Here is a 22,510-nt window from a genome sequence, read left to right as displayed (position 1 = left end):
ATTTTTTGATACCTTGTAAGGACAACCAATTTCACAAACTAACAAGCTTGTTATGCCAACTTATCAGATTAAAGTAAACGGGGCAAGTCGTTCCGTCAACGTCAGTGAAGATACCCCCTTATTATGGATACTCCGGGATCATTTGGATCTGGTAGGGGCTAAATACGGATGTGGTATTGCCCAGTGCGGGGCATGCACTGTTCACCTGGACGGGCAGGCAGTTCGCAGTTGTGTGCTGACAGCAGCACAAGTGGAGAACAAGGAGATAACCACGATAGAAGGACTCTCAAAAGACGGCTCGCACCCTGTACAACAAGCCTGGAAAGAGGTGGATGTTCCTCAATGCGGCTATTGCCAGGCAGGACAGATCATGACCGCAGCGGCTTTCCTGGATAAAAATCCTAACCCCGAGTCTCAGGATATCAAAAGTGCTATGCAGGGGAATCTCTGCCGTTGTGCTTCATACAGCCGCATTTACAAGGCTGTGGAAAAAGCAGCTTCTAACATGAGCTAAAACTCATCAGCTGATAATATTTACTGACCGGTTTAATAAACCGGATCTTTAAAACAACTATTCACAAAACCAACGATATGTCTACTTCCAAGCCAACAATAACCTTCAGCCGACGCGACTTTATGCGAACCAGTTCACTGGCAAGTGGAGGAATATTAATCGGGTTTAATCTTTTTACTGCATGTAAACCGGAGGCCAAGCCTCCTGTAGATCTTGCATCGCTCAATTACAACGACTTTAATGCCTTTATAAAAATCGCAGATAATGGAGCCGTCACCATCTTTTCTCCGAACCCGGAAATAGGGCAGGGGGTAAAGACTTCCATGCCCATGTTGATCGCGGAAGAATTAGATGTAGCCTGGGATAAGGTACTGGTAGAACAAGGAGTTCTGGATACCAATAACTACACAAGGCAGGTTGCGGGAGGTAGCCAGTCGATCAGGTTTGGCTGGGAGCCACTCCGACAGACCGGTGCCACGGCCAGGCAGATGTTGGTGAATGCCGCTGCCTCCAGGTGGGGAGTAGACCCTGCAGAATGCTCTACCAGCGAAGGTGTCATTACCAATGGTGCCGGGGAAACCCTTGGTTACGGGGATGTAGTTAAGGATGCTGCCGGCATGGAAGTACCGGATAAAGTAAAACTTAAGAAGAAATCAGAATATAAGATCATCGGGAAAGACACATGGAATGTCGACCTGGATAAAATAGTCACCGGCCAACCGCTATTTGGTCTTGATTATAAAAAAGAAGGAATGTTGATTGCCTCCGTAATAAGACCGCCGGCATTCGGTCAAAAACTGGATTCCTATGATGATTCTGCGGCTAAGCAAATAGAGGGCGTGCTGGATGTGGTTCCTTTTGGCGATAAGATTGCAGTCCTGGCCAAAGATACCTGGACGGCCATGAAGGGCAAAAAAGCTTTGGATGTCAGTTGGAAAAACGATAGTAAATTGGAAAGTACGACAGATCACGATCGTATCCTGACCGGCTTGCTGGATGGGAAAGAGTTCCAGACGCTGAGAGCAGATGGGGATGTGAAAAAAGCATTTGCAGGTGCCGATAAGGTACTGGAAAGGACTTATGAATCACCGTTTCTCCCACATAATTGCCTGGAGCCTATGAACTTTTACGCGGACGTCCGCAGCGATAAAATTCACCTGGTAGGCCCAATACAGACCCCTGAGCGTACAGCCCAGGAAATCGCAGAAAAATTAGGGCGAAACCCCGATGAAATTCACCTGGAAATGACCCGGATGGGTGGTGGTTTCGGAAGAAGGTTGTACGGAGATTTTGCCCTGGAAGCTGCGGAAATATCACATAAGGCCGGTAAACCGGTGAAAGTCGTTTTTTCTCGGGAAGACGATATGGCAGCCGGAATTTACAGGCCGGCGATCAAATACAGGATTAAGGCCGCAGTAAAAGACGGTAAAGTAACCGGTTACCATCTCAAAGAAGCTTCGGTCAACAGTAATATGTATGGCCTGATCCCTAATTTCTTTCCCGCCGGAGCTATTGAAAATTACCAGGTGGATGTAGCCAAGCACGATAGTAATATAACCACCGGGGCGTGGAGAGCTCCTTATACTAATTTCCTGGCTTTTGCAGAACAGAGTTTCTTTGATGAACTCGCAGAAATGATGGAAGTAGACAAGGTTCAGCTCAGGCTGGATCTTTTACAGAAGGTAAAGGGAACCACGGACGAAAGGATACAATATTCCCCGGAACGAATGGAAGAGGTCATTAAGACCGCTGTAGATAAATCCGGATGGGGTAATCAGCCCGATGGTGTATACCAGGGCTTTGTCAATTATTACTGCCACAACAGTCATGTGGCCGAAGTGGCCAACGTGGAGATCGAAGATGGCATGCCGGTGGTGAAAAAGATAACCTGTGTGGTCGATTGCGGGATCGTTGTCAACCCATTAGGAGCGCTGAACCAGATAGAAGGAGGAGTAATCGATGGTGTCGGACATGCAATGTACGGGGATTTCGCATTTGAAAATGGTGTACCCCAGTCCGGGAATTTTGACAGTTATCGACTGATCAGGATAAACGAGGCTCCGGAAGTTGAAGTGCACCTGATGGAAAACGATTTCTCGCCCACAGGATTGGGAGAACCCACCTTGCCTCCAGCAGGAGGAGCTGTTGCCAATGCTTTAAAAGCCGCTACAGGCAAGCGTCTATACAAGCAACCCTTTATAAAATACCCCGAATTACTAACCGTTCCCGAAAAGGAAATAATAGGATAATATGACTGTCTTACTTTTTGGTGTTACCAGGGATATCGTAGGTGCCGAGGCCCTGCAAATGCCGGTTGATAAGGTTGCATCAATACGTACCGTCGGAGATCTCCGAAGCTACCTGCAAGATACTTTTCCGTTGTTGAAAAATTTGTCTTCACTCCTGGTAGCCGTCAATAATTCATACGCCGAGGATGACATTAAACTCGATAATTTTGATGAAATTGCATTGATACCACCGGTCAGCGGTGGTTAGTACCCAAAAAAATCGCACTTCCTACAAACAGGAGGCTATCAATCAATCCATTAGCAGCTTATATGCTTATAGACAACCATCATAGAACAATTAATTACCTAAGACTCGCGGTGACCGATCGTTGTAACCTCCGTTGCAATTATTGTATGCCCTCAGAAGGCATACAATTTGCTAAGAAAGAGCAACTGCTGACTACGGAAGAACTGTGCCGGGTGAGTGCATTGATGGTGGCAGAAGGAATTGATAAGATAAGGATTACCGGTGGTGAGCCTTTTGTTCGGAAAGACCTGATGGTATTATTGCGATTCCTGGCCGGTTTAAAAGATCTGAAAGACATTTCAATTACGACAAATGCCACCCTGATCGGTCCTTATATAGAAGAACTGAAAGAACTGGGGGTGACCAATGTCAATGTCAGTTTAGATGCCATAGACCGGGAAAATTTTAAGCGGATCACCAGGAGAGATCAATATGATCTGGTATTTCAAAACCTGCAGCTGTTGATTGACAAGGGTTTTAATGTGCGAGTCAATTGTATTGTCCTGGATGGTCAGAATACCGATGAGATCATCCCTATGCTTCAGTTGGCTGAGGACTACCCCGTATCGGTAAGATTCCTGGAAGAGATGCCTTTTAATGGGGGAAGTAAGAGTTTTAATAGCATTCGCTGGGATCATCGAAAGATCCTGGACACCATAAGTTCGGTCTACCCGGAGTATGATAAGCTGGAATCTCCTGCAACTTCCACTTCTGTAAATTACAAGATTAAAGGGCATAGAGGAAGTTTTGGAATCATCCCTTCATTCAGCAGAACTTTTTGTGGTAGTTGTAACCGCTTGAGGATTACGGCTAAGGGTGATGTGATCACCTGCCTCTATGGCAAACCAAAAGCGAATATAAGGGACCTGATCCGCGGGGATAATAGCGCTGAAGCAGTTACTAAAGCCGTAAGACAGGCCATCGGTAAGAGGGCGAAAACAGGTTTTGAAGCACAGGAAAATTTTGATGGAGTTTTTGAGAATTCCATGACCTCTATCGGAGGCTGAAGAATTGAAATTATGAATACTGAGAATCATAAGAAAGAAGGAGTGCCACCGCTTTATGGACTTGTATTATGCGGGGGCCAAAGCAGTAGGATGGGCCAGGACAAAGGATTGATTTCCTACCATGGAATACCGCAAAGGGAATATTTGTACAAGCTACTGAGTCGTTATTGCGATCAAACATTCATGAGCATTCGATCGGAACAACTCGATTCCTTAGATAGCCACTTCAATACCATAATTGATCAAGATAAATATCGGGGTCCCTACAACGGACTTCTTAGTGCGCATGCTCAATTTCCTGAAGCAGCATGGCTAGTACTTGCCTGCGATCTCCCGCTTATGGATGATGAAGGGATCCGCACCCTGCTCAATTCCAGGAGGACGGGTAAGATAGCCACCGCCTTTACAACCTCTCGATCCGATTTGCCGGAACCCCTGGCAGCTATCTGGGAACCCGCTGCCCTGGAAGAATCCATTGCTTACCTGGTAAATGCACAGAGCAGCTGCCCGAGGAAATTTCTGATCAATTCAGAGACCGAATTGCTTAGGGCGACAAAAGATGAGTGGCTTATCAATGCTAATTCCCTGCAAGATTATAAAGAAGTCCATGAGAAACTAAAAAGTTGTGAAAAGTAACCGTTACATCAGGCAGACCACATTAAAAAGTTTTGGGCAGGAAGCCCAGAAAAAATTGGCTGATGCCAGGGTGCTCATTGTAGGGTTAGGAGGTTTGGGTCTTCCTGTTGCCCAGTACCTCAATGCCATGGGCGTAGGTACATTGGGTTTGGTTGATGGAGATGTGGTGGAGCTTCACAATTTACAGCGGCAGGTTTTATATACTGAAGAAAATTGTGGCACCTCTAAATTGGAGGCTACAATCCGCTTTTTGGAAAAGCAAAATTCAGAGACAAATCTGAAGGGTCACCAGCTTTTCCTGGATCGGAATAATGCCTTGGACATCATTGAGAAATATGATGTCATAGTTGATGCAACAGATAATTTCCCGGCGCGGTACCTGATCAATGATGCTTGTGTCATATTAGGGAAGCCTTTTATTTATGGTGCTTTACATGCTTTTGAAGGACAGTTGAGCGTATTTAATTACATGGAAGGACCAACTTACCGCTGCCTCTTCCCGGAAATGCCAAAGAGTGGTGAAATTGCAAATTGTGACCAACACGGGGTATTGGGAGTTTTGCCGGGGATTATAGGAAACTTACAAGCACTCGAGGCTGTAAAAGTAATCACGGGTATTGGTCAAGTACTTTCAGGTAAACTGCTGCTTTTTGACGGACTCTCACAGCGTTCCCAGCAAATAAGTTATCCTTTAAAGGCAGAGAACAGGCAAATCAAATACCTGGCTAATGATTATAACAGTGTTAGCTGCGATGCACGAATGAAATGCCAGGAGATAGAACTCTTCTTAAAAGAGCTATACGATCCGGATTCTGACCAGCTAATAGACGTACGTTCAACAGAAGAATTCAGGGAAGACCATTTACCTAATGCCATTAATATCCCTTTAAATGTCTTAGATCAGAACCTGGATGTACTGCATCCTGCAAAAAACGTCTACCTGCTCTGTGCTTCCGGCGTACGTAGCCAGAAGGCATGGGAACTCCTGAAAGATCATGTGGCCCCGGAACGGCTCATCGTGATCCAAGGAGGTATGAATACGCTCCGTATGGCCACCAAACAGTAGTGATATATTGAATTTATACAGAACTATGACAGAAACGATGATTACCTATAAGGAAGCAATGCAGGCAGTTTTAAACCAGGCTTGTCGTTATGGGGAAGAACTTGTTTTGCTCAAAGATGCAGGCGGCAGGGTACTGGCCGAAAATATTTATGCCGACAGGGATTTCCCTCCATATGACCGGGCCACCAAGGACGGTATCGCTATTCGATTTGAATCTTTCCAAGGTGGGCGTAAAGATTTTGAGATAGAATCGGTAGTACCTGCAGGAGAGCCACTCACTGCTCTCAGGGAGACAGAACACTGTGTTGAGATCATGACCGGAGCCGTTGTACCTATGGATACAGACACGGTAGTGATGTACGAAGAGATTGATATCGCACACCAGGTGGCAACACTAAAAACAAAGCCCGTAAAAGGGCAGAATATACACCGCCGTGGAAGTGATCTTAAAAAGGGTGATATTCTTATTACGGAGAACAGCAGGATTACTCCTGCAGAAATTGGAATACTCGCATCGGTAGGGTGCGAACAGGTCAAGGTGAGGAAACTTCCTAAAGTGGCCATCATTTCTACGGGAAACGAATTGGTAGAGGTAGGACAAACCCCTTTGCCACACCAGATCAGGAAGTCTAATGCCCACACGCTCTACGCGGCATTAAGAAATGAAGGAATCACCCCGCTCTTATTGCATGTATATGATGATGTGGATATGATCCGGCAAAAACTGCAATACGCCATTGAAGAAATGGATGTACTCCTTCTGAGTGGAGGGGTATCTAAGGGTAAATATGATTTTATACCTGGTATCATGAAGGACCTGGGTGTAGAAAAGATATTTCACCGCGTACTCCAGCAACCGGGGAAACCATTTTGGTTTGGGAGCAGAAAAGCGTCTAATACCCAAGTATTTTCCTTTCCCGGGAACCCTGTATCTACCTTTGTCAATTATCATTTGTATTTTAAGAACTGGTTAAGGCTGTCTCTGGGGGTCCCTGGAGAAGAGTTAGAGGTTGTTCTTACAGAGAACATGGATATTAAGGGCACACTAACTAAGTTTATCCAGGTAAAAACCTATTGGGACAGTGGATGCCTTAAGGCCAGGATAGTACACGGCAATGGTTCCGGGGACCTGGCAAGCCTGGCACAGACAGATGGTTTTATTTGTCTTGAACCCAGGGAAGAGGCATACAAACAAGGTACAGCGGTACGTTTTGTGCCTACAAGAACCTTACATTAAATGCTGCACGAATTAAAAAAAATAGTCCTCGAATACCAGAGAGCCCGGGAGGCTGGTTTAAAAACAGTTCTGGCAACGGTAGTACACCTAGAAGGATCTTCCTATCGCCGACCGGGGGTAAGGATGCTGCTGGATGAAAATGGAACTATGACCGGTGCTGTCAGTGGGGGCTGTGTAGAAAAAGAAATCTGGAGACAAGCACAACAGGTTTTCCAGACCGGGCTGCCCAAGTTGATGACTTACGATGGCAGGTACCGCCTGGGTTGCGAGGGAATACTGTATATTTTACTGGAACCTTTTGAACCCGGAGATGTTTTTACATCGCGGTTTTTTAAACAGTTACAAGAGAGAAATTCTATCCTAATCCATATACATTACGAAAAGAAAGAAGGCATCACCACCATTTCAGGGTCGGAGATGGTATTGAACGGACAAAAGTTGCCTTTTCGTATAGCATATAAGTCGCAAGTCAACATTCCGTGCCTGGAACAGGAGCTATCTCCTTGTTTTAGCTTACTGATCATCGGGGGTGAACACGATGCCGTAGAATTAGCTCGGTATGCCAGTGCGACCGGCTGGGAGGTCCGGGTGGTTGTCAACCCCATGGAGGAGAAATCCGTATCAGACTTTCCCGGAATAGACCAACTGATCCCGGTGAGTCCGGAACAACTGGATACTTCTATGATAGATTCCAGGACCGCCATAGTCCTTATGACTCACAGTTTTGTAAAAGATTTACAATACCTCTTGGCTTTAAAGGATTGTCCTGCATCCTATTTGGGCTTATTAGGACCTGCCTCACGAAGAGAAAAATTGCTGGGTGCCCTGATAGAGCACGACCCTGGAGTTACAGAACAATTCCTGGAACGGCTTCGGGGACCAGCCGGACTCAATATCGGTGCAGAAACTCCACAGGAAATAGCCATTTCAATAGTGGCAGAGATCCTGGCGGTCATAAGGCAGCAAGAACCTATGCCGCTAAAGGACAAAAAGGGTAGAATACACCATTGAATAAAGATTTAGCGATATTGATCATGGCGGCAGGTGCATCTTCCCGGATGGAACCGGTCAAACAATTGCTTCCGTGGAACGGTAAAACTCTATTAGAACACGTATATGCTAATTGCAGGGCCACCACTGCTACTGAATCCTACGTAGTTCTCGGTGCTTTTGCAGACGAAATCATTGACGACTGGAATGCTCCTTCAGAGCATCTTATGATCAACCCTGAATGGCAGCAGGGATTGGGCAGTTCTATTGCGTTTGGGGTGCGGAACATACTGCTTAATAAACCACAACTGAAGGGAATTCTTATTGTCTTAGGTGATCAGCCTCTTATTGACACAGCTTACCTGGACCGGTTGATATCATATTGGCAAGAACATGACTCGGAAATAGTGGCTACCCGATATGGTGATAAGATTGGAGTCCCGGCCCTTTTTGACCAGCGCCGGTTTAAAGATCTTCTGGCTTTAGATGGGGACAGGGGGGCTCAGAAAATGCTTTCCTCAGAATCTGAAATGATTGCTACCATTGATGGCTCTTCTTATATAGCCGATATAGACACGCTAAGTGATTATGAGCGCATAAAGAAAAAACAGGGAGATTCCAGTAAATAGCCTTGGAGGAAAAAACATTTGCAAGCTTAGTAAAAAGATTCGAAATTGTAGGAAAAACGCCACTATGTGTACCGGAAAAATTTGTTTTATCATTCCTCCTCACATCCTTGAAGCCCTTGCCAAGCAAGGGAATATATCCTGCAAGAAAGCACTGAATGACACCCGGAGGATCCTTTCTAAAAGAAACGAAGCCCTGAATAACCTACTTTTAAGACCAAGAGCAGAACGGGATGGAGAGCGATTTGTCTACGATTCCCAGGGGCAGTATGAGCAACGAGTTTCCTTACAAAGGACAGAGGAAGATAAACCATCCGGGGATGTTGTGGTGAACGAGGCTTTTGAGACCTCGGGCTTTGTACGCGATTATTTTGAAAACACCTTTGGTCTGAATTCCATGGACAATATGGGTATGCCCGTGATCTCTAACGTGCATTATGGAAAAGCCTATAACAATGCCTATTGGGATGGTGATGAAATGACCTATGGTGATGGGGACGGAATTGAATTCAAGAATTTTGCCAGCGCTATTGATGTTGTGGCACACGAACTTACCCATGGGGTTACCCAGTTCATGGCCAACCTAGAATACAAAGGTCAGCCCGGGGCGCTGAATGAGCATTTTTCGGATGTATTTGCTACCATCGTAAAACAAAAATACCTGGAACAAAATATAGAGGAGGCCGATTGGCTGATCGGGGATACCATAGTAACATCAGCCTTTCCCGGAATTGCCATAAGATCCATGAAGGAGCCAGGCAGTGCCAATGAATTTGATCGCCAACCGGCGCATATGGATAATTATTACAGTGGTTCTGATGATCATTACGGTGTGCATATTAATTCCGGAATACCCAACCGTGCTTTTTACCTCTGTTGCGTAAAGATAGGTATAGAACAATGCGCCCTGGTCTGGTACCACACCCTGAAAAAGTTGTGGCGAACCAGTAATTTCCAGGATATGGTAGACGTGATCCTGGATGTTACCCAAAAACTATCATCAGAGGGCCGCATTTCGGATAATGCAACAGACGCTGTTAGTCGCAGCTTTAATTCAGTAGGACTGGAAACACAATTAGTATGAAATATAAGGTGATTGTCGACGGTGGATTTACAGGAATCAGGCGGACTTACGAAGGGGATGTCAGCCTCGATGAAGAAGAGCGGAAAATCCTGTTGTCAGCCTTACGGGAATCTCATTTGCCAACCAAACCACCCTTGAATGACGGGGAGCAATACAGTTGGTTCCTGGAAAACGATGACGACATCATAGAAGCCATTTTTGATGAACAGAATCACCCGCCTGCCCTCCGCAAATTCCTCGAACAAATAAAAGCTGATCAATAGTTTGGAGTCCGTTATATTTTCTTCTCGCTTTATAAAAAATAAAATTTCTGAGTTTTAGTGTGATCTTTTAAGGTGACAGTATACTAATGAGTTGTAATCGACCAATAAATGACCAAGGAAGAAGCCTTTGTAGCTATAATCCAGGAACACGAAGGAGTTATTTACAAGATAACAACGGTGTATACCAATTCGGTTTCAGAACAACAGGACCTGTACCAGGATATCGTATACCAGTTGTGGACAGCTTATGACTCGTTCAGGAACGAGTCTAAGATAAGTACCTGGATGTACAGGGTTGCATTAAATACTGCTTTCAGCAGGATCCGGAAAGAGAAACGGCAACCTCGCGCTGTAACACTGGATCATCTTAATATTCGGCAGGCAGAGCCTTATGACAAACAATTTGAAGAGCGACTCCAGGCCATGTATGAGCAGATTGACCAATTAAACTCCCTGGATAAGGGATTGATACTCCTTGTGCTTGAAGGCAAGAAATACGAAGAGATAGGGGAGATCACGGGCTTATCCAAAACAAATGTAGGTACCAGGATTTCGAGAATAAAAGAGCGATTAAGGAATAAGATGACCAAAAAGGCGTAGCGATGGAACTTGAAGAATTACAACAGGTCTGGACAGAACTCAGTCAGGAGGTTGAGAAACAGAAAAAACTAAATCATAAAATCATCATGGAAATGACACAGCAAAAATATCGGAGGAAATTTGATAAAATAACCCGTTATGAAACCGCAGGAACGGTGATCTGCATACTCTCTGCAGGATTTGTCCTGTTCAATTTTGACAAACTTGATACCTTTTTCTACCAGGCCTGTGGCATATTTGCCATTGCTTTCCTAGTGGTACTGCCAACATCGGTGCTCCTGGCGCTTAGAAAAATCAAGGCCATAGACCTGATCAATAATCCGTATAAGGATACAATAGTGGCATACACCAAGGCTAAAAACCGGCTCTTGTTCCTTCAGCGGATAGGGATTTTTAGCAGCTTTATTTTCTTTTTTGTCACGCTGGCACTCACCGGCAAGATCATGAACGATAAAGATGTATTTCAAGAGACAGAGATCTGGTATTTTATCGTCCTTGTATTGATCGGTTTGCTATTCTTTAGCAGGTGGGGGTACCGAATGTATCTGAAAATCACCGGATCTGCGGAAGACCTTATAGAAGATATTAAACCATAAACAGCGAAGTGAACAAATGTATGTTTTTGATATTCAGTATATTGACCCCTGTAGTATCTTGACGAGTTCTGATCTGAAAAGATAATACGCATAAATCATATCATCTGTCATGAACAGGACGAAAGCTATCTTTAAAAAGTTGATAACTGTTAATTTATGGCCAGTTAATTTATTGCGCTTGATCGGTCCGTTGCTGATGATGCAAGCCGGTTTTTCTCAAGAGGCCTGGGATGTAGCCAGGGAGAACATGGTAGTTTTGCAGATAGAGAACAGGGGTATTAAAGACCAGGCAACACTGGCTGCCATGAGAAAAGTACCAAGGCATCTCTTTGTTCCTGAAAATATCCGGATCGCAGCCTATTCAGATCGTGCTCTTTCTATTGGAGAAGGACAAACGATCTCACAACCATATATCGTTGCGTTCATGACCGAAGCAGCAGAATTAAGCCCATCAGAAAAAGTTCTCGAAATAGGTACTGGCTCCGGGTACCAGGCCGCCATTCTTGGAGAAATTGCCGCACAAGTATACACTATTGAAATTGTACCAAAACTGGGGCAACAAGCTAGCGAATTGCTCTCTGAGCTGGGGTATTCTAATGTTTATGTAAAGATTGGGGATGGTTATGCGGGATGGCCAGATAAGGGCCCATTCGATGCTATAGTGGTCACTGCCGGAGCTACAGAAGTACCCGAACCACTATTGCAACAACTGGCGGACGGGGGCAGGATGGTGATTCCCGTGGGACCACATAACGGGGTCAGGCAACTTACGATAATTAGCAGGAAGGGAAATACTTTCCGGAAAAAGAGGGTAATGGCTGTTCGTTTTGTCCCCTTTACACGAAACTAACGAATTACAACCTAGGATCTTGAATCACCAGATAGTTTAAAGCGGCTGCCCATTGTACTAAATCAGCTTTAGCTTCGTTTACTTATCAAAACCTCAAACAATTACCAGATGAAAAAAGTTCAATTTCTTGGCAAATATGCAGGAATGATACTGTTAACTGCATTAGTGGCCGTAGGCTGTAGTAAAGATAACGAGACTGCTGCCTTACCTGAAGAGCAACTTGCACCAGAAGATTTAGAGACCGTAATGGAATCCAGTGAGTATACAGGGGCTGTTGATGCCGTATTAACTGATATATTCACAGACGATGGAACCAGCGGCAAATCGGCAAAAGGGAACGAGTGTTACCAAGCCGAATACACAGAAACAGGATACATGGTTACGTTCAATAATTGTAACCTGAATGGTACCGATAACATGAACGGAACCCTGGAAATGACCTTTGACAGGACTTCCAACAGCAAGACTTTTACCGCTACCTTCACCGATTTCTATATTGGACAAATTAAGGTTAATGGAAGTAGAACCTACACCATGATCGATCACGAAGACGCATCTAAATTCTGTTTTTCCGTAACCAGTGATATGAATGTTGTCCTTGAAGACGGTTCAGAAATATCGGAAGAAGGCACCAGGACGCTTACCCTTACCTTAGGCGACAGCCTTGAAACCACTACCATTGAAATTAGTGGTGAATGGACGGTTATGGCTGACGGCCATACCTATTCCGTAGATATCCCTGAAGCCATCGTAGGTAACCTGGGATGTGAATACTTTGTAAGCGGAGCTATGACCCTTGATAAGAACGGGCTGGTCGTAGTCGTGAACTTCGGGGACGGTGAATGTGATAATATCGCAACCGTGATCTATCCAAATGGTGCAACTCAAGAGATTGAACTGGATTAACATAAAACACCTTTATTAAAAATCCCTGTTGTTGAATAAGCAACAGGGATTTTTTTTGATATCAATTTAGCCTACTGAAGCTGGGCCATCGAGGTCTGAGGACTATTACCCGCCAATTTTCAACTATGAATGGCTTAACTACCTCATTTAATTGGAATTACTAAAAAGATCAAAACAAAAAATTGCTATCTTAATGGAGCGCTTTCTGGCCAAATAACCTTTACTAGACCAAAAACCATCCATTATGAAAGTATATGACGACAAACACATTAAAAATGTGGTTTTCGTAGGGGCTCATTCCAGCGGTAAAACAACCCTTGCGGAAACCATGTTATTTGAGGCAGGCCTCATTAACCGGAGAGGAACTGTTGAACAAGGTAACACGGTATCTGATTACCATGAAATTGAACAACACAGAGGTACCTCGGTTTTCGCGACACCCCTGCACACCGAGTGGCGAAACTATAAGATCAATATCATAGACACCCCCGGGCTGGATGATTTTGTAGGAGAGATCATTTCTTCCATACGTGTAGCGGATACCATCGTAACAGTCCTCAACGCTCAACATGGGGTGGAGATTGGAACAGAAATTATCTGGAATTATATCGATACCTATAATAAACCGACGGTATTTGTTATCAACCAGATAGACCATATTAACGCGAACTACGAAAAAAGTATCCGCAGTATACGAGACCTGGTCGGGAACAATGCCGTGATCATTCAGTATCCTATGACCATAGACGGGGCACAATGTATTGTAGATGTCCTGAAGATGAAATGCTATAAATTCCCGGAGACAGGGGGTAAACCGGAAAAGTTAGCCATTCCGGAGGATCAAAAAGAAAAAGCCAATACCCTGCACAATGAACTTGTAGAAAAAGCAGCAGAGAACGATGAGGCACTGATGGAGTTATTCTTCGAAAAAGGCACCTTGAACGAAGATGAAATGAGACAAGGTATAAAGGCCGGGATGCTGAATCATGAACTGTTCCCGGTCTTTTGCGTTTCTGCCCTGCAGGATATGGGGAGTGGACGTCTCATGGGCTTTATCGATAATGTTGCACCGGCAGCAGCAGACCTGCCACCGGAACAAACCGTTGAAGGGGATCTTCTTGAACGCAAAAAAGATAGTCCGGCCACCTTGTTTGTTTTTAAAACCATTTACCAGCCCAATTTGGGTCAGATCACTTTTTTCAAAGTGAAATCAGGAGTGCTTCATGTCAATGATAAGATGGAGAATTCCAGGAATGGGGAGACCGAGATTCTGAACCAGCTATTTATCATGGATGGAAAAAAACGTGAGGCTGTAAATCGGCTCGAAGTTGGAGATATAGGGGCAACTCTCAAATTAAAGCATACGGAGACCAATGATACCTTGTATACTCCCGGGCACCCGGCAACCATAAAACCTATACAGTACCCTCAACCCAGGACCCGAAAATCCATCAGTGCTGAAAAGCAACAGGATGAGGAAAAACTTTCCGATGCACTTAGGAAACTTCATAGCCAGGACCCTACAGTTGTGGTGAAATACTCTACAGAACTAAAACAGCTGATACTCGGTTGCCAGGGAGAACTTCACCTGGCCACGATTAAATGGTTGTTGGAAAATGTATATGGAGTTACCGCTGTTTTTGAGGCACCAAAGATTGCTTACCGGGAGACCATACAGCGCTCTGCCGCTGCCAGTTACCGGCATAAAAAACAGTCGGGCGGAGCCGGGCAATTTGGAGAAGTACATCTTAAAATAGAGCCTTGGTTAGAAGGCATGAACGAACCCCAGGGTTTCAACATCCGGGGGAAAGATGAAATAGACCTGCCATGGGGTGGAAAATTGGTATTTTATAATTGTATCGTAGGTGGAGTCATAGACGCCAGATACCTGCCATCTATCAGGAAGGGCATCCTTGAAGTCATGGAATCCGGTCCGCTCACCGGTTCCTATATCCGCGACATTAGGGTAATGGTCTACGACGGTAAGATGCACCCGGTAGATTCCAACGATATTTCCTTTAAGATTGCCGGTGCTCATGCGTTCAAGGAAGCATTCCTGAATGCCAAACCAAAACTGCTGGAACCCATACAGGAATTAACGGTGAAAGTACCGGAAGAGATGGTGGGAAGTGTTATGACCGACCTGCAATCAAGACGTTCTATTATACAGGGGATAGACAGTATAGACCAATATCAGATCCTGAAATGTGCAGTACCCGAGGCAGAGCTGTTTGGCTATTCTACCAACCTTAGGTCGCTAACACAGGGGAAGGCTACATTTAAATCAGCTTTTTCTTCTTTTAAGGCTGTACCCAATAACATACAGGCATCTTTGACCAGCGCTATGAGTTAATTACTTATATTTAAAAAACTTATCTAATTATTTATGTATTATTTCATAGTTGCCCTGCAGGTAATAGTGGGCTTAAGCCTTCTTAATGTTTGGCTGGTACAATACAACAAGCCCACAAAATACAGGGGCGGGGATGCCCAGAACATCCTGGAGGAATTTAAGGTATACGGTCTCCCGGAGTGGATGTGCTACGTTGTAGGAACTTTAAAAGTAATGCTTGCCTTGCTGCTGATTGCAGGGGTCTGGTTTCCTGCATTAAAACAACCTGTAGCACTGGCCCTGGCTGCTTTACTCGCCGGATCAATAGTTATGCATTTTAAGATTAATGATCCGCTGATCAAATCGTTCCCGGCTGCTTTGTTCCTGGTGATGTGTCTCCTGATTGCATTCTTGGGTTAAATACCAAAATGTTCTAGTATAAAATAAAGGGCGATATAAAGATTCAGGACTGCAAATGAGAAGGAGGGAAGGGCCAGTACTATAGAGTCTTTTATTCTTAATCTCACGATGAATCCCATAAACATCAGTATACTCAGGCCTGAAGCAGCAAGAATGACAAGAATATTTGAAAACCAGATACCTAATAACATCCCGGTCGCCCCAGTGAGCTGCAAAGCCCCGGTAAGCACCCTGTATTTTTCCAGGCCATATCGTACAAATTCACTTTTCATCTTAGGTGTTGAAAGGCAGGCAATACCGAAGAAAATAAAAGAAAAAACCGAGATTAGCGTAAGGTAGTATATGAACTCCATAAAAGATTCGCTAGTGAGTCAGGGGAGTATCCCGATGAACTAATGGAACATGATAAAGATACGCCAATTGAAAACAATAGATTTTAAAGGTACACTGTTCATTAATGAGTAGAACGGAACAAAGAATTATGGACAAAAAAGCCCGGGTCCATATCATCGGGGCCGGGATCAGTGGTTTAACCGCAGCTTTAGTCCTGGAAAAGCATGGATTTGCCCCTGTCATTTATGAAGCATCGGGTAGTGCCGGCGGAAGAGTAAAGACAGAAATCATTAATGGCTATCATTTAGATATCGGCTTCCAGGTATTGCTAGAGGCCTATCCCAAAGTACAGCAATACCTCGATATACAGGCTCTGGAACCGATAGAACTCTGGCCCGGTGCCATGATTTTCAATAATGGCCGTAGAGAAATCATAGGAGACCCATTGAGAAATATCGCCCTGCTTTGGCCGACGATCAAGGCGGGATCGGCTACATTTTCTGATAAATTAAAGGTGGCACGACTCAACCTGGAATTACAAGCTACATCCCTGAAAGACATTTTTAATGGAGAGGACATCCCTACAAGGGACTACTTGTTACAGAAAGGGTTCTCGGATAGTATGATGACCAATTTCTTCCTGCCTTTTTTTAGCGGAATTTTCCTCGAAGAGCATTTACAGACTTCCTGTCGCATGTTCAAATTTGTCTATAAGATGTTTGGCAAGGGAAGTGCCCTGATTCCTAAGGATGGCATTGGAGTAATAACGGACCAGCTCGTATCAAAACTCGGCCGAACAAAGATCAAATACAACAGGCCGGTGTACCAGGTAAAAGACGGGGCAATCAGTTTTGAAGATGGGTCTCAGCAACTATCCGATCATATCATAATTGCCACTGCAGATACTAACCTAACTGGCAGAACAGGGGAGAGGTCTGTGCAATGGCAATGCAGTGACACCATATATTTTGAATGTCTAAAGGATGAAATTCGGAAACCACTTATCGGCTTAGTAGCGGATTCCGAGGCCCTGATCAATTCGATCATATACCTACCACAAGGATCAGCTGTTTCCAGAATACCTTATATCTTGTCAGTCACGGTCGTAAAATCTCACCAACTTAGCTCCGTCGACTTACGGAAACAGGTTGAAGCAGACCTATCCCGCTTTTGCGATATCAATGATGTGAAATTTTTAAAACATTATGCCATTAGGAAAGGGTTGCCTGTAGTAGAGGATCTTAAAAATCGTTTACCCTTGTCTGCATATAGATTGGATAAGAATACTTACCTGGCCGGGGATTACCTGCTTAATGGTTCTTTAAATGCCGCCATGGCCTCCGGGGAAGGCGCTGCTCTTGCACTGATTGAGGATCATAATATGGCAAGTTGATCTTATATTCTTTACACACTTTTTTAAACTACAATGTTATGCCATAGAGGCATGTTTTACCTCTTTGTTAATTAAGAATATTTTAACATGAAAAGCCCTATTCCGGGCCCGTCTTCTCTTGGAGGTTGGATGGTGATTTAATTATCTTACAGGCTTAAACAAATACCACTTAAACAATGAACAAATTGCGAAAAAACTACTTTTTTGCCATTCTCTTTGTGATGATCCTGACTGCAACAACTGCCAGCGCTCAGGATTCTGTCATTTATAAGGGATTGGAATTCCGGTCCCTTGGCCCGGCAACAACCTCCGGACGAATTGCAGATATTGCCATTCATCCACAAGATGAGAACACCTGGTATATTGGTGTTGGCTCAGGAGGGGTATGGAAAACAACCAATGCAGGAACCACCTGGAAACCCATTTTTGACGACCAGTCTACTTATTCAATCGGCTGCGTAACCATAGATCCTAACAACCCCAGTACAGTGTGGGTTGGTAGCGGTGAGAACGTCGGTGGAAGGCATGTTGCTTTTGGTGACGGAATTTTTGTCAGCCATGATGGCGGAAACAGTTGGAAGAACATGGGGCTTAAAAATTCTGAACATCTATCTAAGATAATCGTCCACCCGGAAAACTCGGACGTGATCTTTGTGGCTTCTCAGGGACCTTTATGGAGTAAAGGCGGAGAGCGAGGGTTTTATAAATCAACAGATGGCGGGGAGACCTGGAACAGGACACTGGGCAACAGTGAATGGACCGGGGTTACCGATATTGCCATGGATCCATCAAATCCTGATGTGCTGTATGCCGCTACCTGGGACAGGCACAGAACCGTAGACAAATACCTTGGAGGTGGACCGGGATCCGGCCTTCATAAAAGTACGGACGGGGGAGAGACCTGGACAGCACTCAAAAACGGAATTCCCAATGCCAAGCTTGGAAAAATTGGAATAGCCATTTCTCCTTTTGATTCCCAGACCATCTATGCTGCTATAGAACTGGAGCGTCTTAAAGGAGGTGTTTTTATCTCCCGCGATGGCGGAGCTTCATGGAGCAAGCAATCCGATGCCGTTTCCGGTGGGACAGGACCACATTACTACCAGGAATTGTATGCGTCACCACACCAGGAAGGACGTCTGTACCTGATGAACAACTACGTGTTGATCTCTGATGATCACGGCAAGAATTTTTCTCGGATGAACGAGGACAAAAAACACGTTGACAGTCATGCGATGGCCTTTAAAAAGTCTGATCCGGATTATGTATTATTCGGTACTGACGGTGGATTATATGAATCTTATGATCTTACAGAGACCTGGAGATACTTCTCTAACCTGCCGATCACCCAGTACTACAAGGTAGCAGTAGATGATGCAAAACCTTTCTACCATATTTATGGAGGCACCCAGGATAACGGTTCACATGGTGGACCATCGCAGACTACCAGTGAAGGTGGGATTACCAATTTTGATTGGTGGAAAACATTAGGTGCAGATGGTCACCAGTCGGCTACAGAACCCGGTAACCCGGATATCACTTACGGAGAATTTCAACAAGGTGTACTTTGGCGTATCGACCAGAAAACCGGTGAGACCGTCTATATACAGCCTCAGCCCGGACCTGGAGAGCCTCATGAGCGTTTTAACTGGGATGCACCCATACTGGTGAGTCCGCACAAACCGTCCAGGATCTATTTTGGTTCTTACCGCGTTTGGAAATCAGAGAACAGGGGAGATGAATGGACCGCTGTTTCCGATGATCTTACCCGAAATGAAGAGCGCATGACCTTACCGATCATGGGCAAGAAACAAAGCTGGGACAACGCCTGGGATGTGAACGCCATGTCTGAATACAACACGATTACTTCCTTATCAGAATCTCCTGTTAAAGAAGGCGTTCTTTATGCTGGAACTGATGATGGGATGTTATCGGTATCTGAAGATGGCGGTAATACCTGGAGGAAGATTATGCTGGGTAATATAAAAGGGGTTCCAGACAGGGCATTTGTAAACGATGTACGCGCAGACCTTTATGATGCCGGTACAGTGTACCTGGTTCTCGATAATCATAAGGAAGGGGACTATCGGCCCTTCTTGCTGAAAAGCACCGATATGGGACGCAGTTGGACCAATATTAATGCCAACCTTCCGAATCGCTTACTCACATGGAGAATTGTTCAGGATCATAAGGATAAGAACCTATTGTTCGCTGCAACAGAATATGGGATTTACATGACCAAAGACGGTGGAAAAAGCTGGACACAACTAAAGGGAGGTCTTCCAACTATCGCGTTCAGGGATATCACCATACAGCGGGACGAAGATGACCTGGTTGCTGCTTCATTTGGACGTGGCTTCTATATCTTGGACGATATCAGTCCTTTGAGAGCCATGAACCAATCCATGGCCAAGGAGACTCAATTATTCCCGGTAAATACGACTCACCTGTATGTTCAGCGAGACGGTATGGATAGCCAGGGTCATACACACTATACAGGAGATAATCCTCCTTTCGGGGCAGTAATCACCTATTACCTCCCGGAAAAACTGAAAACACTCAGGGATGAACGCCAGGAAAAAGAGAAGGAAATGGCTAAATCCGGTAGTGATATTGAATTTCCCGGGTGGGAGGCCCTTGCGGAGGAGGCCAACCAACAAAAACCGGAATTGGTGCTGACAATAAGGGATGCGAAGGGCAACGTGATCAATACGGTTGACGGAACCAATAAGAAAGGGTTTAATCGAGTTGCCTGGGATCTCAGGCATGCAGACAGATCTGGGGTTTCCCTGCAAGCACCCAGCGGTGAGGTTAATCGGTGGAATCGCAGATCCTATTATGTTACCCCGGGAACCTACAGTGTAACCCTGTCCCAATGGGTAGATGGATCCCTGGAACAACTGGCCGGTCCTGAAAGTTTCGAGGTCGTTCCACTTGCTGAAGGAGCCCTTCCTTCTAAGTCAAAAGAAGAAATCGAGGCATACAGGGAGAAGCTTAACAATTTCCAAAGTGAAATGTACGCTGTCAGGAATACCCTGAAGGAAAGTGTTGCTAAAGTTTCTGCAATGAAACGAGCACTTGACAAAGCCAGTAAGCCTAGCCCTGAGCTTTATAGCCGTATTTACCAGGCAGGACAGGAGTTACAGTCTTTACAGACCATCATGGAAGGTAATGCCGCCAAGAACGAGATCGGGGACAGGAACCCGCCATCTCCGGGAGAAGCGCTGAGCGCTGCTTCAAGAGGCCTGTCTAATACCTATGGTCCTACAGCCAATCATAACAAGGCTTTGGATAGAGGAATCTCGCAACTGAATACGGTAGAGACACGTCTTAAAACAATGATCAATACCACGATTCCTAAGCTGGAAGCAGAGCTGATAGCAGCAGGCGCACCGGTGATTGAAGGTCAGGGCCTGATCGATTAAAAACACATATCATATCACCTTGAAAAAAGGGTCTGCTCCACATTAATGGGCAGGCCCTTATTTTTTTGGCCTGAATGGCTACTCCATTGAACACATATAAATTGTTTAAGGATACCCCCGAGGCCCCTATAAGACCTATTTTTGTGTATACCCGGAATAATTATGGCGATACTAGGAAATATAATCAAAGGAGTAATAGAGGTTAAGGACGCCCTAACAACAGCATCTGACCCCATCGAGGAACAACGCGATGTACTTAAGCATTTACTGACGACTGCCAGGGATACTGTATTTGGAAGGCACTATAATTTTGAAGCCCTGTTACAAGCCGAAAATACTGAAAAAGCCTTTTCAGAAGCCATACCGTTCTATGACTACAATGAAATGTACGAACGCTGGTGGCAGAGACAACTGGATGGGGAAGCAGATATTACATGGCCGGGTTCCAGTTCGTATTTTGCCATGAGTTCAGGAACTACCGGGAAAACCAGCAAAAGAATACCGGTAACGGATGCTATGATAGAATCTATCAGGCAGGCCGGAATCAAACAGGTTTTCTCTCTGAGCAACTTTGAATTTCCTGCCGATTTTTTTGAAAAAGAAATCCTGATGTTGGGCAGTTCTACAGATCTGGAAGAAAACGATGGTCGCTTAGAGGGTGAGATCAGTGGTATAAGTGCCAGTAATATTCCATTCTGGTTTCGGAAATATTACAAACCGGGAGAAGAAATCGCTTCAATAGACGACTGGGACAGGCGTGTGGCACAGATCGCAGAAAAAGCTCCGGAATGGGATATCGGGGCACTAAGCGGGATTCCTTCGTGCATAGAATTAATGTTAGAAAAGGTGATTGAAAAACATGGTTTGGACCATATTCACCAGATCTGGCCGAACCTCCAGGTATACACATCCGGTGGGGTCGCCTTCGGGCCCTATGAAAAAAGTTTTAGGGCCTTGATGGGTAAACCGGTGACCGTGATCGATACCTACCTGGCATCCGAGGGTTTTATCGCTTTTCAATCCCGCCCGGAGACCCATGCGATGAAACTGATCACGGATAATGGTATCTATTTTGAATTTGTCCCTTTTGAGCCGGACTATATTTTACAGGACGGATCGATCACACAGGATGCACCTTGCCTGAATTTGTCTGAGGTAGAAGAAGGTAAGGACTATGTTCTGGTGATCAGTACGGTGTCCGGGGCCTGGCGATACCTCATTGGTGACACTATTAGTTTTACTAACATGGAACGGGCGGAGATTATTATCACCGGACGGACCAAGTTTTTTCTCAACACCGTAGGTTCCCAGTTATCCGTAAACAAGCTGGATGATGCCGTAAAGCAACTGGAGGATGAACTGGAATTGAAAATTCCTGAGTACACTTTATGTGCCAAGCGATATGAGGATGGGTTTTACCATACCTGGTACCTTGGTACAAAGACTAAAATGGAAAATACCCGCATTGCTGCAGTACTGGATGAGTACCTGAAAGAAGCTAATAAGAATTACCGGGTAGCCAGATCAAAAGCCTTAGAAGGCGTCAAGGTTCACTGCATTGCACCTTCAGTATTTTACGAATGGAACGGTAGGAACAAGAAAAAAGGAGGGCAGGTAAAAATGGAACGGGTCATGGGAGAAGATAAGTTCCGGGAATGGGAAGAATTTGTAGCCGGGGAAACCAACAGCTGATCATC

21 protein-coding genes are annotated in these 22,510 nt (G+C 44.9%); 20 read left to right on the top strand and 1 reads right to left on the bottom strand.

All coding sequences use genetic code 11. The features are described 5' to 3' along the window. Positions 1 to 52: 52 nt before the first annotated feature. From PP178_RS08130 to PP178_RS08050, 17 genes are all read left to right on the top strand, one after another. Positions 53 to 514, top strand: coding sequence for a (2Fe-2S)-binding protein (locus PP178_RS08130; RefSeq protein ID WP_272593845.1), 462 nt, complete (start codon positions 53 to 55; stop codon positions 512 to 514). A 77-nt stretch (positions 515 to 591) separates the two neighbouring features. Next, positions 592 to 2,763 carry a xanthine dehydrogenase family protein molybdopterin-binding subunit gene (locus tag PP178_RS08125; RefSeq protein ID WP_272593844.1) on the top strand — a complete coding sequence of 724 codons (2,172 nt, stop codon included), beginning with the start codon at positions 592 to 594 and terminating at the stop codon, positions 2,761 to 2,763. A gap of 1 nt (position 2,764) precedes the next feature. Then, complete coding sequence (locus PP178_RS08120; RefSeq protein ID WP_272593843.1) at positions 2,765 to 3,010, top strand: MoaD/ThiS family protein; 246 nt, start codon at positions 2,765 to 2,767, stop codon at positions 3,008 to 3,010. Positions 3,011 to 3,072: 62 nt separating this feature from the next. Then, positions 3,073 to 4,056, top strand: a complete 984-nt coding sequence (moaA, locus tag PP178_RS08115) for a GTP 3',8-cyclase MoaA (RefSeq protein ID WP_272593842.1) — start codon at positions 3,073 to 3,075, stop codon at positions 4,054 to 4,056. 12 nt (positions 4,057 to 4,068) lie between these two features. Beyond that, positions 4,069 to 4,692: an NTP transferase domain-containing protein gene (locus tag PP178_RS08110; protein WP_272593841.1), complete on the top strand. Its 624-nt coding sequence runs from the start codon at positions 4,069 to 4,071 to the stop codon at positions 4,690 to 4,692. Next, positions 4,682 to 5,758, top strand: coding sequence for a HesA/MoeB/ThiF family protein (locus PP178_RS08105; protein WP_272593840.1), 1,077 nt, complete (start codon positions 4,682 to 4,684; stop codon positions 5,756 to 5,758). The genes PP178_RS08110 and PP178_RS08105 overlap by 11 nt, the downstream gene beginning before the upstream one ends. 25 nt (positions 5,759 to 5,783) lie before the next feature. Then, positions 5,784 to 6,995, top strand: coding sequence for a molybdopterin molybdotransferase MoeA (locus PP178_RS08100; protein WP_272593839.1), 1,212 nt, complete (start codon positions 5,784 to 5,786; stop codon positions 6,993 to 6,995). Further along, positions 6,996 to 8,006 (top strand): XdhC family protein, encoded by a 1,011-nt coding sequence (locus tag PP178_RS08095; protein ID WP_272593838.1) that lies wholly within the window; start codon positions 6,996 to 6,998, stop codon positions 8,004 to 8,006. Then, on the top strand, positions 8,003 to 8,614 hold the full coding sequence (locus PP178_RS08090) for a nucleotidyltransferase family protein (protein WP_272593837.1): 612 nt from the start codon (positions 8,003 to 8,005) through the stop codon (positions 8,612 to 8,614). The genes PP178_RS08095 and PP178_RS08090 overlap by 4 nt, the downstream gene beginning before the upstream one ends. Before the next feature lie 64 nt (positions 8,615 to 8,678). After that, positions 8,679 to 9,695, top strand: a complete 1,017-nt coding sequence (locus tag PP178_RS08085) for a M4 family metallopeptidase (RefSeq protein ID WP_272593836.1) — start codon at positions 8,679 to 8,681, stop codon at positions 9,693 to 9,695. Further along, positions 9,692 to 9,958: a hypothetical protein gene (locus tag PP178_RS08080; RefSeq protein ID WP_272593835.1), complete on the top strand. Its 267-nt coding sequence runs from the start codon at positions 9,692 to 9,694 to the stop codon at positions 9,956 to 9,958. The genes PP178_RS08085 and PP178_RS08080 overlap by 4 nt, the downstream gene beginning before the upstream one ends. A gap of 108 nt (positions 9,959 to 10,066) precedes the next feature. Continuing rightward, positions 10,067 to 10,558, top strand: a complete 492-nt coding sequence (locus tag PP178_RS08075) for an RNA polymerase sigma factor (protein WP_272593834.1) — start codon at positions 10,067 to 10,069, stop codon at positions 10,556 to 10,558. 2 nt (positions 10,559 to 10,560) lie between these two features. Continuing rightward, positions 10,561 to 11,154 (top strand): hypothetical protein, encoded by a 594-nt coding sequence (locus PP178_RS08070; RefSeq protein WP_272593833.1) that lies wholly within the window; start codon positions 10,561 to 10,563, stop codon positions 11,152 to 11,154. A gap of 109 nt (positions 11,155 to 11,263) precedes the next feature. Beyond that, positions 11,264 to 12,004 carry a protein-L-isoaspartate(D-aspartate) O-methyltransferase gene (locus PP178_RS08065; RefSeq protein ID WP_272593832.1) on the top strand — a complete coding sequence of 247 codons (741 nt, stop codon included), beginning with the start codon at positions 11,264 to 11,266 and terminating at the stop codon, positions 12,002 to 12,004. Between the two features lie 108 nt (positions 12,005 to 12,112). Continuing rightward, positions 12,113 to 12,910 (top strand): hypothetical protein, encoded by a 798-nt coding sequence (locus tag PP178_RS08060; RefSeq protein WP_272593831.1) that lies wholly within the window; start codon positions 12,113 to 12,115, stop codon positions 12,908 to 12,910. Positions 12,911 to 13,154: 244 nt separating this feature from the next. Continuing rightward, the gene (locus tag PP178_RS08055; protein WP_272593830.1) at positions 13,155 to 15,263 is read left to right on the top strand and encodes an elongation factor G; all 2,109 of its coding nucleotides are present in this window, start codon (positions 13,155 to 13,157) and stop codon (positions 15,261 to 15,263) included. A gap of 33 nt (positions 15,264 to 15,296) precedes the next feature. Beyond that, complete coding sequence (locus PP178_RS08050; protein ID WP_272593829.1) at positions 15,297 to 15,662, top strand: DoxX family protein; 366 nt, start codon at positions 15,297 to 15,299, stop codon at positions 15,660 to 15,662. Here the strand turns inward: PP178_RS08050 and PP178_RS08045 are convergent. Beyond that, on the bottom strand, positions 15,659 to 16,015 hold the full coding sequence (locus PP178_RS08045; protein ID WP_272593828.1) for a DoxX family protein: 357 nt from the start codon (positions 16,013 to 16,015) through the stop codon (positions 15,659 to 15,661). The two genes, PP178_RS08050 and PP178_RS08045, sit on opposite strands and share 4 nt — an antisense overlap. A gap of 104 nt (positions 16,016 to 16,119) precedes the next feature. Here PP178_RS08045 and PP178_RS08040 point away from each other — a divergent pair, with 104 nt between their 5' ends. From PP178_RS08040 to PP178_RS08030, 3 genes are all read left to right on the top strand, one after another. Continuing rightward, a complete protein-coding gene (locus PP178_RS08040; RefSeq protein WP_272593827.1) occupies positions 16,120 to 17,388 on the top strand; it encodes an FAD-dependent oxidoreductase in 1,269 nt (422 codons plus the stop codon). A gap of 176 nt (positions 17,389 to 17,564) precedes the next feature. Next, the gene (locus PP178_RS08035) at positions 17,565 to 20,813 is read left to right on the top strand and encodes a VPS10 domain-containing protein (protein ID WP_272593826.1); all 3,249 of its coding nucleotides are present in this window, start codon (positions 17,565 to 17,567) and stop codon (positions 20,811 to 20,813) included. 162 nt (positions 20,814 to 20,975) lie between these two features. Continuing rightward, a complete protein-coding gene (locus PP178_RS08030) occupies positions 20,976 to 22,505 on the top strand; it encodes a GH3 family domain-containing protein (RefSeq protein ID WP_272593825.1) in 1,530 nt (509 codons plus the stop codon). Positions 22,506 to 22,510: the final 5 nt, after the last annotated feature.

It is taken from the genome of Zeaxanthinibacter sp. PT1, assembly GCF_028464225.1.
In the GTDB taxonomy this organism is placed as follows: Bacteria; Bacteroidota; Bacteroidia; order Flavobacteriales; family Flavobacteriaceae; genus Zeaxanthinibacter.
The sequence above is the reverse complement of the archived record's forward strand: the minus strand, read 5'-3'. Positions and strand labels throughout refer to the sequence as shown.

Excerpts from the sequence above, each read along its gene's own strand:
- PP178_RS08085 (WP_272593836.1), top strand. The coding sequence starts at position 8,679 with ATGTGTACCGGAAAAATTTGTTTTATCATTCCTCCTCACATCCTTGAA.
- PP178_RS08065 (WP_272593832.1), top strand. The coding sequence starts at position 11,264 with ATGAACAGGACGAAAGCTATCTTTAAAAAGTTGATAACTGTTAATTTA.
- PP178_RS08080 (WP_272593835.1), top strand. The coding sequence starts at position 9,692 with ATGAAATATAAGGTGATTGTCGACGGTGGATTTACAGGAATCAGGCGG.
- PP178_RS08100 (WP_272593839.1), top strand. The coding sequence starts at position 5,784 with ATGACAGAAACGATGATTACCTATAAGGAAGCAATGCAGGCAGTTTTA.
- PP178_RS08110 (WP_272593841.1), top strand. The coding sequence starts at position 4,069 with ATGAATACTGAGAATCATAAGAAAGAAGGAGTGCCACCGCTTTATGGA.
- PP178_RS08050 (WP_272593829.1), top strand. The coding sequence starts at position 15,297 with ATGTATTATTTCATAGTTGCCCTGCAGGTAATAGTGGGCTTAAGCCTT.
- moaA (WP_272593842.1), top strand. The coding sequence starts at position 3,073 with ATGCTTATAGACAACCATCATAGAACAATTAATTACCTAAGACTCGCG.
- PP178_RS08060 (WP_272593831.1), top strand. The coding sequence starts at position 12,113 with ATGAAAAAAGTTCAATTTCTTGGCAAATATGCAGGAATGATACTGTTA.
- PP178_RS08070 (WP_272593833.1), top strand. The coding sequence starts at position 10,561 with ATGGAACTTGAAGAATTACAACAGGTCTGGACAGAACTCAGTCAGGAG.
- PP178_RS08040 (WP_272593827.1), top strand. The coding sequence starts at position 16,120 with ATGAGTAGAACGGAACAAAGAATTATGGACAAAAAAGCCCGGGTCCAT.
- PP178_RS08125 (WP_272593844.1), top strand. The coding sequence starts at position 592 with ATGTCTACTTCCAAGCCAACAATAACCTTCAGCCGACGCGACTTTATG.
- PP178_RS08045 (WP_272593828.1), bottom strand. The coding sequence starts at position 16,015 with ATGGAGTTCATATACTACCTTACGCTAATCTCGGTTTTTTCTTTTATT.
- PP178_RS08030 (WP_272593825.1), top strand. The coding sequence starts at position 20,976 with ATGGCGATACTAGGAAATATAATCAAAGGAGTAATAGAGGTTAAGGAC.
- PP178_RS08095 (WP_272593838.1), top strand. The coding sequence starts at position 6,996 with ATGCTGCACGAATTAAAAAAAATAGTCCTCGAATACCAGAGAGCCCGG.
- PP178_RS08130 (WP_272593845.1), top strand. The coding sequence starts at position 53 with ATGCCAACTTATCAGATTAAAGTAAACGGGGCAAGTCGTTCCGTCAAC.
- PP178_RS08120 (WP_272593843.1), top strand. The coding sequence starts at position 2,765 with ATGACTGTCTTACTTTTTGGTGTTACCAGGGATATCGTAGGTGCCGAG.
- PP178_RS08055 (WP_272593830.1), top strand. The coding sequence starts at position 13,155 with ATGAAAGTATATGACGACAAACACATTAAAAATGTGGTTTTCGTAGGG.
- PP178_RS08075 (WP_272593834.1), top strand. The coding sequence starts at position 10,067 with ATGACCAAGGAAGAAGCCTTTGTAGCTATAATCCAGGAACACGAAGGA.
- PP178_RS08035 (WP_272593826.1), top strand. The coding sequence starts at position 17,565 with ATGAACAAATTGCGAAAAAACTACTTTTTTGCCATTCTCTTTGTGATG.